General features: G+C 62.9%; 12 protein-coding genes and 2 tRNA genes. 9 read left to right on the top strand and 5 right to left on the bottom strand.

What is annotated here, in order from left to right; all coding sequences use genetic code 11:
- Nucleotides 1-3: 3 nt before the first annotated feature.
- The 4 genes from CXY75_RS05255 to CXY75_RS05270 are packed head-to-tail and all read left to right on the top strand — an operon-like array spanning nt 4 to nt 4304.
- The gene (locus CXY75_RS05255; protein WP_158251129.1) at nt 4-966 is read left to right on the top strand and encodes an AAA family ATPase; all 963 of its coding nucleotides are present in this window, start codon (nt 4-6) and stop codon (nt 964-966) included.
- Complete coding sequence (locus CXY75_RS05260) at nt 963-2447, top strand: CpaF family protein (RefSeq protein ID WP_199182373.1); 1485 nt, start codon at nt 963-965, stop codon at nt 2445-2447. Before CXY75_RS05255 ends, CXY75_RS05260 begins: the two co-directional genes overlap by 4 nt.
- Nucleotides 2444-3400: a type II secretion system F family protein gene (locus CXY75_RS05265; protein WP_104081787.1), complete on the top strand. Its 957-nt coding sequence runs from the start codon at nt 2444-2446 to the stop codon at nt 3398-3400. Before CXY75_RS05260 ends, CXY75_RS05265 begins: the two co-directional genes overlap by 4 nt.
- A gap of 10 nt (nt 3401-3410) precedes the next feature.
- Nucleotides 3411-4304: a type II secretion system F family protein gene (locus tag CXY75_RS05270; protein ID WP_104081788.1), complete on the top strand. Its 894-nt coding sequence runs from the start codon at nt 3411-3413 to the stop codon at nt 4302-4304.
- A 65-nt stretch (nt 4305-4369) separates the two neighbouring features.
- On the opposite strand, the gene CXY75_RS05275 is transcribed toward CXY75_RS05270, so the two are convergent.
- Nucleotides 4370-4440: transfer RNA gene (locus CXY75_RS05275), tRNA-Gly, on the bottom strand.
- A gap of 185 nt (nt 4441-4625) precedes the next feature.
- Here CXY75_RS05275 and CXY75_RS05280 point away from each other — a divergent pair.
- The 5 genes from CXY75_RS05280 (at nt 4626) to clpX (ending at nt 9066) form a co-directional block, all read left to right on the top strand.
- Nucleotides 4626-4699, top strand: a tRNA-Pro gene (locus tag CXY75_RS05280).
- A gap of 43 nt (nt 4700-4742) precedes the next feature.
- Nucleotides 4743-6155 (top strand): trigger factor, encoded by a 1413-nt coding sequence (tig, locus tag CXY75_RS05285; RefSeq protein WP_158251130.1) that lies wholly within the window; start codon nt 4743-4745, stop codon nt 6153-6155.
- A gap of 187 nt (nt 6156-6342) precedes the next feature.
- Nucleotides 6343-6945, top strand: coding sequence for an ATP-dependent Clp protease proteolytic subunit (locus CXY75_RS05290; RefSeq protein WP_104081790.1), 603 nt, complete (start codon nt 6343-6345; stop codon nt 6943-6945).
- Between the two features lie 27 nt (nt 6946-6972).
- Nucleotides 6973-7656, top strand: a complete 684-nt coding sequence (locus tag CXY75_RS05295) for an ATP-dependent Clp protease proteolytic subunit (RefSeq protein ID WP_104081791.1) — start codon at nt 6973-6975, stop codon at nt 7654-7656.
- Nucleotides 7657-7788: 132 nt separating this feature from the next.
- Complete coding sequence (clpX, locus tag CXY75_RS05300) at nt 7789-9066, top strand: ATP-dependent Clp protease ATP-binding subunit ClpX (RefSeq protein WP_104081875.1); 1278 nt, start codon at nt 7789-7791, stop codon at nt 9064-9066.
- A gap of 109 nt (nt 9067-9175) precedes the next feature.
- Here the strand turns inward: clpX and CXY75_RS05305 are convergent, their stop codons facing one another.
- From CXY75_RS05305 to CXY75_RS20980, 4 genes are all read right to left on the bottom strand, one after another.
- Complete coding sequence (locus CXY75_RS05305) at nt 9176-11239, bottom strand: M3 family metallopeptidase (protein WP_104081792.1); 2064 nt, start codon at nt 11237-11239, stop codon at nt 9176-9178.
- 107 nt (nt 11240-11346) lie between these two features.
- Nucleotides 11347-11709, bottom strand: a complete 363-nt coding sequence (locus tag CXY75_RS05310) for a GntR family transcriptional regulator (protein WP_104081793.1) — start codon at nt 11707-11709, stop codon at nt 11347-11349.
- On the bottom strand, nt 11706-12662 hold the full coding sequence (locus tag CXY75_RS05315; RefSeq protein WP_104081794.1) for a hypothetical protein: 957 nt from the start codon (nt 12660-12662) through the stop codon (nt 11706-11708). The genes CXY75_RS05310 and CXY75_RS05315 overlap by 4 nt, the downstream gene beginning before the upstream one ends.
- A gap of 503 nt (nt 12663-13165) precedes the next feature.
- A complete protein-coding gene (locus tag CXY75_RS20980) occupies nt 13166-13396 on the bottom strand; it encodes a ribbon-helix-helix protein, CopG family (RefSeq protein ID WP_158251131.1) in 231 nt (76 codons plus the stop codon).
- Nucleotides 13397-13441: the final 45 nt, after the last annotated feature.

A 13441-nucleotide genomic window follows, 5' to 3' on the forward strand; every position in this document is an offset into this window, starting at 1 on the left:
CAGATGCAGAGTTTTGGCCCGTTGCCACACCGCGACCCAGCTGGCCCCGACATAGATGCCAAAGCTCGGACTGGACGTATCGGTGATATCACTGCGCCGACGATCACTGCGCCGACGATCACTGCGCCGACGATCACTGCGCCGACGATGACTGCGCGCCAGGCCGAGGACGCCCCCCTGGCGCCCGGGGGAACCCGACGTCGCATCATCGCGGTCGTCGCCCCCAAGGGTGGGCTCGGAAAGACCACGGTCGCCACCAACCTCGCCGTCGGTCTCGCCCGGCTCGCACCACACTCGGTTGTGCTCATCGACGCTGACGTGCAGTTCGGAGACGTCGCCATGGCTCTGTCCCTCGAGCCGGCCCTAACCCTGCCTGACGTCGTGTCGGGCAGCGCGGTCGACGATCTCATGGTGCTGAAATCGTCACTGACCGCTCACCCGAGCGGGCTCTACACGGTCTGCGGGTCAGATCAGCCGGATATCGGCGATCGCGTCACCGGCGAACAGCTCGCCCACCTCATCAGTCAACTCGCCGATGTGTTTCGCTACATCATCATCGACACCGCGCCGGGGCTCGGCGATCACGCCTTGGCCGCCCTCGAACTGGCCACCGACGCCGTTTTTCTCTGCGATATGACCGTGCCCAGCGCCCGGGGGTTGCGCAAGGAGCTTGCCGTGCTCGATCGCATCGGCATCATGCCGCCCGCACGTCACGTCGTGCTGAACCTCGCCGATGGTCGAAGCGGGCTCACCGTTCGAGACGTGGAGGCGACGACCGGTGTGCCGGTCGACATCGCCATTCCCCGCTCCAACCTAGTGCCGGTGTCGACCAACCGCGGCGTTCCGCTGCTGCAGGAGGGCCAGCGCAATCCCGTCACCCGTGCACTCAACAAGCTGGTCACTCGGTTTGATGCCGGTGCCCCCAAGAAAATTTTCCAGCTGCATAAGAGAGTGGACATTTCATGAAACTCAATGAACGAATGGATGCCGCCCTCCGCGACGGTCCACTGGCGCGCGTCAATCGCGCCGCACCGGCGTATCCGCTGCCAAGCCTGTCAGACGGCGGTGCCGTGCCTGCCGGTCGAGCCACCTCACGGGTTGAGCCGGTACGCCTTGAGTCGGTACCAATCGAGTCGCCACCAGTTGCTGTAGACCCGCTCGTCGATATTAAGGAGCGGGTGGCCCAGGAGCTGTTCGAACGCATCGGATCTCGGCTCAACGACGCCAGCCTCACCGAGGAACAGCTGCAAAGCTACGCCCGCACCGAGCTGGGCAATATCGTTGCCGACGAGCAGGTGCCGCTCAACTTCGCGGAACGATCTCGTCTGATCACCGAGATCGGCGACGACGTGCTCGGCTACGGACCACTCCAATTGCTGCTCGACGATGACACCATCACCGAGATCATGGTGAACGGCCACGACCAGATCTGGGTGGAACGCTTCGGCAAACTCGCCCGCAGCGATACGCAGTTCACCAGTGAGGCCCAGTTGCGCCGGGTAATTGAACGGATTGTCTCCAAGGTCGGTCGGCGCATCGACGAATCATCACCGCTCGTTGATGCCCGGCTCGCCGACGGTTCCCGGGTGAATGCCATCATTCCACCGCTCGCCGTAGACGGCTCGTCCCTGACCATCCGAAAATTCGCGCGGGAACCGTTCACGGTGACCGATCTCATCCGTTTGGGAACGATGAGCATCGAGATGGCCCAGGTGCTCGATGCCTGCGTCAAGGCGCAGCTCAACATCATCGTGTCGGGTGGAACGGGTACCGGTAAAACGACACTGCTCAATGTACTGTCCGGGTTCATCCCTGAGCAGGAGCGCATCGTGACCATTGAAGATGCCGTCGAGCTGCAGCTGCAACAGGGGCACGTGATTCGGTTGGAATCGCGTCCCGCCAATATAGAGGGGAAGGGTGAGGTGACCATTCGTGACCTCGTGCGCAACTCCCTGCGCATGCGCCCCGATCGCATCGTCATCGGCGAGTGCCGCGGCGGAGAGACCCTCGACATGCTGCAGGCCATGAACACGGGGCATGAGGGGTCGATTTCGACCGTTCACTCCAACTCGCCGCGCGACGCGATCGCGCGCCTGGAAACGCTCGTGCTCATGGCGGGCATGGACCTGCCGGTGCGAGCCATTCGGGAGCAGATTTCCTCGGCGATCGACGTGATCATCCAGATTTCGCGCCTGAAGGACGGCTCGCGGCGCATTACCCACGTTACCGAGGTACAGGGCATGGCGGGCGATATCGTCACTCTGCAAGACGTCTTCGTGTTTGACTACCACGCCGGGGTCGACTCGGCTGGAAATCTGCTCGGTCACGCCGTCGGGACCGGGGTTCGACCGCGTTTCGCGGACAACTTCGCTGACCTCGGTATCGGACTGGACCCGAGTGTGTTCCAAGCCGAACTGCTCACGCAGAGCGCGTCGGCCCCGCGATGAGCACCGCGATCTTCGCGATCGGCGTGTTCTGCGTCGTCGGCGCACTGTTCGTCGTCGTCTTTCTCGTCATCGCGCCACCGATGCTCCGCGTACCGCTGGGGCGTCGCCGTGCTCCGGGCGTAGCCCCGCGATCCGGCTTGACCCGGCTGACCGATCGCACCGTTGGCGCCATTGACCGGCTCCTTCGGCAACGCAACGTCGTGCCATTTACCGCCTCAGAATTGGAGCAGGCCGGAATCCGGCTACAGGCATCCGCTTTCGTGCTCATGGTGATTTCTGCGTCTTTGGTTTCGGCCCTGATCGGGCTGCTGCTTGGCGTGGGCACGGGGTGGGCAATGCCGCTCATGATTCTGTTTGCCGCCCTTGCGGTCATTGGAGCAAAGATCTGGCTGCAGCAGCGCACGGCACGGCGCCGCGCAAAATTCGCCGATCAGCTTGACGAATCCCTTGGACTGCTAGCCGGCGGTCTGCGTGCTGGGCACAGCCTGATGCGGGCAGTGGATGCCGTCTCGCACGAAACCGAATCGCCCACCTCCGAAGAATTCGCGCGCATCGTCAATGAAACGCGCATCGGGCGCGACCTGAGTGATGCCCTGGAGAACACGGCCGTGCGCATGCGCAGCGACGACTTTCACTGGGTCGCCCAGGCCATCTCGATCAACCGGGAGGCCGGTGGCAACCTCTCGCAGATACTCGACCAAGTGGGGCACACGATTCGAGAACGCAATGAGATCCGCCGGCAGGTGAAAGCGCTCGCCGCCGAGGGAAAACTCTCTGCGTGGGTGCTCATACTGCTGCCGATCGGGGTATTCGCCTTTTTGCTCATCACTCAGCCGAACTATTTCAGCGGATTCCTCGGAAACACTATCGGCATCATCGCGCTCATTGTGGCCGTCATTCTGCTCGTCGCTGGGTCGCTCTGGATGATGGCCGTCGTCAAAGTGAAATTCTAGGGAGAAGCGGATGCCCACAATCCTTATCTTTTTCGCGGTCCTCGCCGTGGCCGGCGGCCTCGCCGCCCTGGTGGCGATCGTGGTCGGAGCACGTCGCACCGACCCGCTGGCGGAGGCCGTCACTGCGCAGCCCGGAATGCGCGGGCCGGGACTGCTGTCGCCGCGTTCGAGCTTGCTCGCGTCGGGCTTGCTGTCCTCTGGCCGGGAGCTCGCACCCAAGGGATATCTCGGCTTTCTCGACCATCGCCTCGCCCTAGCAGGTCGGCCAGCGGCCTGGACGATGGACAAGATCTTCATTGCCAAGCCGGCCCTAGCCGGTGTCGGTCTTCTGCTAGCCGGTCTGTGGATCAGCGCTGACCCGGCGCCCCTTCGCATTCTGCTCGGCAGCGCGCTCGTCGTGCTCTGCTTCTTCGTGCCCGACCTGTTGCTGCACAGCCGGGGCCAGGAACGCCAGACCCAGATGCAGAACGCTCTCGCCGACACGCTGGACCAGATGACGATTTCGGTCGAAGCCGGTCTCGGATTCGAAGCGGCGATGAGTAAAGCCGGAACCAACGGGTCTGGCCCGTTGGCCGAGGAGCTCATTCGCACCCTGCAAGACATCAGCATCGGGCGCACCCGCAAAGACGCGTACCAGGCGCTCGCCGAACGCACCAACTCCGCTGATCTGCGCCGGTTCACCCGGTCGATCATTCAGGCCGACACCTATGGCATTGCCATTGCCGATGTGCTCCGGGTGCAGGCGGGGGAGATGCGCCTGCGCCGCCGTCAACGCGCCGAGGAGCAAGGCATGAAGGTGCCGGTCAAGGTCATCTTCCCGCTCGTTTTCTGCATTTTGCCGGTGCTATTCATCGTGCTGATGACCCCAGCGGTGATCAATATTTCCAAGGCCTTCTCGCTCTGATTCGGGGCATAGTTGGTATTAAAAAAGGATCGGAGCCGAAAGGCTCCGATCCTAGTTTTAAACTGAGGGGTCGACGGGAATCGAACCCGCGTCATAAGTTTGGAAAACTCAGGCTCTACCATTGAGCTACGACCCCAGGCCCAAGAACTGGGCACTCGAATATCGTAGTACAAGAAACCGGGTGCCTCATGCCAGTGCGCGCGCATCCGCTCGAGCGCCGTGCATTAGACTGACTGAGGTCAATCAGCCTGTCGCAAGCTTTCGCGTGCGCGGTCTGCTTGATTCCCCAGCACCATCAGTACTATCGGGTCGAATGAGATCCGGGGCGTAGCTCAGCTTGGTAGAGCGCTCGTTTTGGGGGCGAGAAGTCGCAGGTTCAATTCCTGTCGCCCCGACACTATCCGCAGCACACCGTTTCAATACACAGGAGAGTCCCGAGTGAAGTCCACGGTCGAAAAACTGAGCCCCACGCGGGCCAAGCTCACCATCACGGTGAGCCCCGACGAGCTGAAGCCAGCCATCACCCACGCCTACGGCCACATTGCTGAAGACATCAACATTCCGGGTTTCCGTAAGGGAAAGGTGCCGCCAGCAATCATCGACCAGCGCGTCGGCAAGGCTGCCGTTCTGGAACACGCCGTCAACGAGGGACTCGATGGTTTCTACCGCGCTGCCGTCGAAGAGAACAAGCTTCGCCCGCTCGGTCGTCCAGAAGCTGACATCGTCGAGTGGCCGAGCAACACCGACTACTCCGGTGACCTGCTCCTTTCCATTGAGGTTGACGTACGCCCCGAGATCGACCTGCCCAGCTACGACGGCCTCAAGCTCACCGTTGACGCCGTTGACGTGTCCGATGAAGAGGTCGCCGAGGAGCTCGACAAGCTGCGCAGCCGTTTCGGCACGCTCATCACGGTCGACCGCCCCGCCAAGACCGGCGACTTCGCCCAGATCGACCTGAACGCCGCGATCGACGGCGAAGAGGTGGACACCGCGAGCGGAATATCCTACGAGGTCGGCTCTGGCGACCTCATCGAGGGCATCGACGAGGCGCTCGATTCGCTCAGCGCCGGCGAGACCACTACTTTCAACTCCGACCTGATGGGTGGAGACCACGAGGGTGAGACGGCCGAGATCACCATCACGGTTATCGCCGTCAAGGAGCGCGAGCTTCCCGAGGCCAACGACGACTTCGCTCAGATCTCGAGCGAGTTCGATACGATCGGCGAGCTCACCGAGAGCCTCAAGCTTCAGGTAGAGAAGTCCAAGGCCTTCGGCCAGGGCAGCCAGGCCCGTGAACGTCTCATCGAGACGCTTCTCGGATCGGTCGAGGTTCCAATCCCCGCGGCGATCATTCTCGACGAGGTCAACCGTCACCTCGAAGGCGAAAGCCGCCTTGAAGATGACACGCACCGCGCGGAGGTCACCGAGGCCAGCGAAAAGACGTTCCGTCAGCAGATTCTGCTCGACACCATTGCCGAAGCCGAAGAGGTCAAGGTCAGCCAGGACGAGCTCACCCAGTACCTCATTCAGGGTGCCAGCCAGTACGGTATGGACCCGAGCGAGTTCGTGCAGACGCTCAACAGCAACGGCCAGATCCCGTCGATGGTGGCCGAGGTTGCCCGCAACAAGGCTCTCGCCATCGCCCTGGGCAAGGCCGAGGTCGTTGACTCCAACGGCAAGCCGGTCGACCTGAGTGAGTTCACCAGCCCGGTCGGCGACGACGCTGCTGTCGACGATGCGGCTGTTGAAGCGGATGCTGCTGACGCCGCCGTTGACGCTGCTCCCGTTGCCGAGGCTGACGCTGACGTCGAAGAGAAGCCCAAGAAGAAGAAGGCTGCTGCCAAGAAGTAGCAGTACCGCCTGACGGCGAACCGGGCCGGCTGGCCAGTATCTTTTCATAGGTGCTGGCCAGCCGGCCTTATGTATGCTGGCGGAGCTGTGTTCGACGGCTCCTAATCTGCCGAGGGCGAACAGAGCCATTTTAGCTCGCCGGCTCCGATAGATTCATAAGGAAGCGACAACTGAAACGGAGCACGACATGGCCGACCCGACACCCACCAATGGTGTATTTGACCGACTGCTGAAGGACCGCATTATCTGGCTCGGCTCGGAGGTCCGTGACGAAAACGCCAACGAGATCTGCGCCAAGATCCTGTTGCTAGCAGCCGAAGATTCCAAACGCGACATTTACCTGTACATCAACTCCCCGGGTGGCTCGATCACTGCAGGAATGGCGATCTACGACACGATGCAGTTTGTTCCGAACGACATCGTTACGGTCGGCATCGGCATGGCGGCGTCGATGGGCCAGTTCCTGCTCACCTCTGGCACCAAGGGTAAGCGCTACATCACCCCGAACGCCCGCGTGCTATTGCACCAGCCGTCCGGCGGATTCGGTGGCACGGCCGCCGACATCCAAACCCAGGCCCGCCTCATTCTCGACATGAAGCAGCGCCTTTCCGAGATCACGGCTGCACAGACCGGCAAGACCCCCGAGCAAATCAACGCTGACGGGGACCGCGACAACTGGTTCAGCGCTCAGGAAGCGCTCGAGTACGGTTTCGTCGACCACCTCCGCGCATCCGCTTCGGACGTCATCGGCGGCGGCGGTACCGACCCCGAGTCCGACGCTACCAAGTAGTCCACCGAAACTGAACAGGAAGAAAACATGACTATCCCCACATTCGGTGGAACGGCATACAGCTCGATGGGCGGTTCGACCAAGAACACGCCTGAATCTCGCTATATCCTCCCCACCTTTGAAGAGCGCACCGCCTACGGCTACAAGCGCCAGGACCCGTACGCCAAGCTGTTCGAAGACCGCATCATCTTTCTCGGTGTGCAGGTTGACGATGCCTCCGCCGACGACGTGATGGCCCAGCTCCTCGTGCTCGAGAGCCAGGACCCGGACCGTGACATCACGATGTACATCAACTCGCCCGGTGGATCCTTCACTGCCATGACGGCGATTTACGACACCATGCAGTACATCCGCCCGCACGTGATGACCGTGTGTCTCGGCCAGGCGGCATCCGCTGCTGCCGTGCTGCTGGCCGGCGGAACTGCTGGTAAACGCCTCGCCCTACCGAACGCGCGCATTCTGATTCACCAGCCGTCGGTTGGTGGCCAGGGTGGCGGGCAGGCCTCGGACATTGAGATTCAGGCGGCCGAGATTCTGCGCATGCGGGTCTGGCTCGAAGAGACCCTCGCGCACCACTCCAACCGGAGCGTTGAGCAGGTCAACAAGGACATCGACCGCGACAAGATCATGAGCGCGGCTGAAGCCCTTGAGTACGGCCTGATCGACCAGGTTCTGACCAGCCGTAAGAACCTACCCATGCTGGTTAAGTAGCCTGAGTCCTAAACACCGCGTACGGCGCGTCGCCTTCGGGCGCCGCGCCGTTTCGGTTTATGGCGTGCTGCACGCAAGTGTCGTACGCACAGGCTAGGCTCGATTGCAGCGAGACCAATGGAGGAGGCTGACATGGCCCGAATCGGTGAAAGTGCCGACCTGCTCAAGTGTTCCTTCTGCGGAAAGAGCCAGAAGCAGGTGCAACAGCTCATCGCCGGCCCCGGCGTGTACATTTGCGACGAATGCGTCGAGTTGTGCAACGAGATCATTGAAGAGCGACTGGCTGAGGCCGGTTCTGAAGCTCCCGGTGGTGAATTCGACCTGCCCAAGCCCAAAGAAATCTTCGGTTTTCTCGAGGAATACGTTATCGGCCAGGAGCCAGCCAAGCGCGCCCTCGCCGTCGCCGTCTACAACCACTACAAGCGCGTGCGGTCTCGTGCAACGCTCACCGCTGCTGAAGCCATCCACGACGATGTCGAGATCGCTAAGTCCAACATTCTGCTGATCGGCCCGACCGGCTGTGGCAAGACCTACCTGGCCCAGACCCTCGCCAAGCGTCTCAACGTACCCTTTGCCGTAGCAGACGCGACGGCCCTCACCGAGGCCGGCTATGTCGGTGAAGACGTTGAGAATATTCTGCTCAAGCTCATTCAGGCCGCGGATTACGACGTCAAACGCGCTGAGACCGGCATCATTTACATTGATGAGATCGACAAGATTGCTCGCAAGGCCGAGAACCCGTCGATCACCCGGGACGTATCCGGCGAGGGCGTGCAGCAGGCGCTGCTCAAGATTCTCGAGGGCACCATCGCGTCCGTTCCCCCGCAGGGTGGGCGCAAGCATCCGCACCAGGAATTCATTCAAATCGATACCACGAACGTGTTGTTCATCGTTGCCGGGGCGTTTGCCGGGCTCGAAGACATCATCTCGTCGCGCGCCGGTAAGAAGGGCATCGGTTTCGGAGCCCCCCTGCACATCAAGGGCGACGATATCAACCTGTTCAGCGAGGTTCTGCCCGAAGACCTGCACAAGTTTGGGTTGATTCCCGAATTCATTGGGCGGCTTCCGGTTGTCACCACGGTCACCCAGCTCGACCAGGTAGCGCTCATGCAGATTCTCACGGTGCCCAAGAACGCGCTCGTGCGGCAGTACCAGCGCATGTTTGAGCTCGACGGTGTTGAGCTCGAGTTTGAACAGCCGGCCCTTGAAGCCATTGCCGATCTCGCTGTGCTCCGCAAGACCGGTGCCCGCGGCTTGCGAGCCATCCTCGAAGAGGTGCTCGGCCCGGTCATGTTTGAGGTGCCATCCAGCACCGACGTGGAGCGAGTCATCATCACCCGCGACACGGTGTTGAACAATGCACCGGCCGAAATGGTGCTGCACAAGACTCGTCAGGTGAAGTCGGCCTAAACCGCTGAGAAAACCGTTCTCGCTCGTCACGCGGGAGCTGAGGCGCTGAGCGGGAGTTGGGCCTCCCGCGCAGCGGCGTTACTCCCGCGCAGCGTGACGTCGGGGCTAACTAGTTGAGCCCACGACGGTCGAGCAGCGGCTGCAGCGCGGCGTCGCGGCCGCGCCAGTTTCGGTAGGCCTCGAGCGGGTCCATCGTGCCGCCGACTCCCAACAGACGGTCGCGAAAACGGTCGCCGTTGGCGCGGGTGAGGCCGCCGTTCTCCTTGAACCATTCGACGGTGTCGGCGTCGAGAATCTCGCTCCAAATATAGGAGTAATAACCGGCGTCGTAGCCGCCCGAGAACGTGTGGGCGAAATAGGTGCTCGCGTAGCGGGTGGGAATGGACGTGTTGTTCAGGCCAACGGAGGCGAGGGCATCCGCTTCGAATTGGGCCACGTCGGTGACGGTCGTGTCGGCATCGATGCGGTGCCAGGCCTGGTCGAGCAGCGCGGCGGCGAGATATTCGCTGGTCAGAAAACCCTCGTTGAAGGCCGAGGAGGCCTGGATACGGTCGACGAGCTGCTGCGGCATCGCCTCACCGGTCTCGTGGTGGCGAGCATAGTTCGCGAGCACCTCGGGCCAGAGCATCCACATTTCGTTCACCTGGCTCGGAAACTCCACGAAGTCGCGATACACATTGGTCCCGGAGAACTTGGGATACGTCGCGCGGGCGAGCAACCCGTGCAGTGCATGGCCGAACTCGTGAAACAGCGTGGTGACCTGGTCGTAGGTGAGCAGCGTCGGCTGGCCGGCTGCTGGCTTGGAGACGTTGAGGTTGTTGCAGACCACGGTGGTGTCGGTGCCAAGCAGCGTGGACTGTGACACGAGAGCGTTCATCCACGCACCACCACGCTTGGAATCGCGGGTGTAGAAGTCGCCGATGTACAGCCCGACGGGCGAGCCGTTCTCGGAGAAGACTTCGAACACCCGGGACTCGGGGTGCCAGCCGACCAGGTCGGGCCGCGCGGTGAAGGTAAGGCCGTACAACTGCTGGGCCGCGAAGAACACACCGTTCGTGAGTACGCTTTCGAGCTCGAAATAGGGCCGCATGGCTGCGGTATCAACGTCATACTTGGCCCGGCGCACTTTCTCGGTGTAGAACGCCCAGTCCCAGGCGGCCAGTTCAAATTCGCCGCCCTCGGCGTCGATCACCGCCTGCAGGTCGGCCTGTTCGACCAGGGCATTGCGGGCAGCGGCCGGTGCGAGGCGGCCGAGCAGATTCCAGACGGCGCCGGGGGTCTTGGCTGTTTCATCGGCGGTCACGTAGGCGGCATGGCTGTCGAACCCGAGCAGGCGGGCGCGCTGGGCGCGCAGGTGTGTGATCTCGATGACCAGGGGCCGATTGTCGTTGGCAGCTCCTGCCGTATCAGAGCGGATGCCCCGCGCGCGGCTCGCCGCCAGCAACCGTTCGCGCACGCCCCGGTTAGTCAGGCTCGCGAGGTACGGGTGCGATGTGGGGAGCACCAGGCTGATCAGGTATTTTCCGATCAAGCCGCGGTCGGCGGCCGCCTCGGCCGCTGCGGAGATCTCACCGTCGGTGAGTCCGTCCAGCTCAGCTACATCGTCGACGACGAGAGCAAGATCATTGGTGTCGGCCAACAGGTTCTTCTCAAATCGTGTGGTCAGGGTCGACAGCCGCGCGTTGAAATTCCGCAGCGCCTGCTTATCATCATCGTTCAGGCCAGCCCCGGCGAGGGTGAACTCGGTGTAGTAGCGTTCGATCAGATACAGCGACTCAGCGTCGAGACCCCGGCTCGTGCGCTCAGCGTGCACGGCGGCGATGCGCGCGTAGAGGGCAGGATCGAGGCGGATGGCGTCGGCGTGGGCAGCCAGCAGCGGTGCGAGTTCTGCCTCGAGGTCGTTGGTGAAGTCGCTGGAGTCGGAGGAGCTCTTGTTGAAGAAAACCTCGGCGACCCGCGCCAGGGTTTGCCCGCTGCGCTCGAGGGCGATGAGCGTGTTCTCGAAGGATGGGGCATCCGCTCTGCCGGTGATGGCACTGACCTCGGACCGTTGCTCGGTCATGCCCTGCAGAAAGGCCGGCCGATAATGGGCCTCGGCAATGTCGGCGAAGGGCGGCAGCTGATAAGGCAGCGTGCTGCGGGCGAAAAAGGGGTTGTTCGCGGTGGAATCCATACCCCAGACTAACCACGGCCAGCCCGCCGTCTCGCCGCAGCCATCGACGGCCTCCCCGAGTGGATGCGGGTCTACCGCGCGGTGCACTGACGGAACGGTGGCGAACCCTATGCGGGAGGATCGCGCGCCCACTCGGCGCGCACCGCACTCAGGGCATCGTCGAGGCTGGCGCCGTCTCGCCGTTGTGCCTGCACGAAGCGCCGAGCGCTGGCCAGGGAACCGGCACCGATTCCCTGGTCCGGTTGCACCCGGGTGCCGCTGCCCCGACTGGTCGTGAGCAAGCCCGCGGTCTCCAGGGCGCTGTACGCGCGGGCGACGGTTCCGGTGGCCACCCGCAGATCGACCGCGAGCTGGCGCACCGAGGGCAGCCGTTGACCGGCGGCGAGCGACCCGGAGCGGATCTGGTCGGCCAGTTGCCCACGAATTTGCTCGAATGGCGGTGTGGGATTGTCGTCGTCGATGGTGATCATGCTGGCCGAGCGGATGCGGCATCCGCTTTCTCACTGCCCGTTCCGGCTCCGCGACCCAGCGGCTGCCTGGTTGCATCAAGCACAGAGAGCACGACCAGGACACCGCCGAGGAGCGCGACCAGCAGCCCGACCACGACCTCGCTGAGGCCAATGAAGGCCGCGGGCTGCACGTTGGAGACGACGCCACCGCCGTCGGGGGCGAAAACGCTCGCGGCGTTCGTCGTGGCCCAGCCGGCGAACAGCAGCACGCCGCCGAAGTAGAGAAACAACGCCCCGGAGCTCAGCTGCATGACCACCCGGGTGGCCAAAACACGCACGATCCGGTCGATTTCGCCGAAACGCTCGGAGCGCGGGGAAGAGGCAATCCGCCCGAGTGCAAACAGGGTGGCAGCGGTGAGCAGCACGGTCAGGCCAATCAATGGCAGCCCATAGAACCAGCCGGGGTAGGGGCCGGACGTGCTCGACCCCACGGTGATCGAGCGATAGCCGCCATCCGGCTGCGGGCTCGACGCGAGACCGGCGACGATGGCGAAGGCGATGACCGCGGCGGCCGCGATCAGGGGCAACAAGAATCCCCAGGCCGGGCCGTAGCTCCACGGTCGTCGGGGCAGTAGATCGGCCGAACGTCGGGATGACCTAGCGCTGACCACCCGGGTCGGCGTCAGGGCGAAGACCAGCAGGCCGGCCGCAGCGGCCAGGCCAGGCGCGAGCATCAACGGCAGGCCATACCAGCCGGGTTGCGCGTCATTGACGAGCTTGAGCAGTCCAAGAACTGCGCCGGCCACCGCGAGGGCGCCGACATTGCGCAGCGTAATCGACCGTGCGAAGCGCCGGGCGGCGGCGACCTCGGTGCCGGTGACCGTAGCGCTGAGCGCCGCGGTGCGCTTGCGGCTGCTGACCCGCACGATCGCCACGATGATGAACGTGAGCAGAATGTAAGCCAAAAAGATCATGCGTGCCACCTCTTGTGTATCGATTGAGCAATACACGCGAGGCTAGCACGTGTATCAAACTCCTGCTACACGCGCGGTCTTAGATCCACTCCTCGTCGTCGTCATCCGTGTTGGTGGACGGCTGCGTGATAGTCGCGCCGTCATCGACCGGATTGACACGGATGACCGTGTGCTGGATGCGCAGAACGACGTGTTCCACCTGTTCCAGCTGCAGGCAGCTGGAACGGAAATGAGGGTGAGTTGCGAAGGATCGCGGCCAGGTGGCGCACCGAAGTGATTGTGCGATTCAGGTAGATTAGCCCGAAACGATTCGAGGCCACGTTTGCACCCGACGGCCGGATCGCCGGGGGCTTCGACGGCAAAACCTGCGCGTTCCTGCTCATCGGAACGCACAAGGTGCTAGCTGCGAACTAGCTTCTGGGAAACGATCAGCGGTCTGGCCGACTGAGCTCGATGTGCATCTGCAGGCCCCGGAATGATGGGGACTGTGGTCGGGCGCAGTCCTACCTTCGCGATCCTCGCTGGGCGATCACGGCATCGAGTCGGCACAACGTCTCTGCAAGCTCGACCCTCACGAGACCCAGGCTCGGGGTATCGTCATCGGCGGGCTGCGTCTCATCGTTTCGCGGATAATGCTCGACCAGCAAGTCGACCGCCTCACGCAGCAGGTCACTTCGATTCTGCCGGGTTGTTCTGGCAATCCACTCAAACCGTTCTAACGTGTCTTGACTCACGCGAGCGCGAAGAACGGGAGAATTTCCCCGGTCGCTCTGTGCCGC

The organism is Cryobacterium sp. Y11, assembly GCF_002929535.1.
Taxonomy (GTDB): Bacteria; Actinomycetota; Actinomycetes; order Actinomycetales; family Microbacteriaceae; genus Cryobacterium.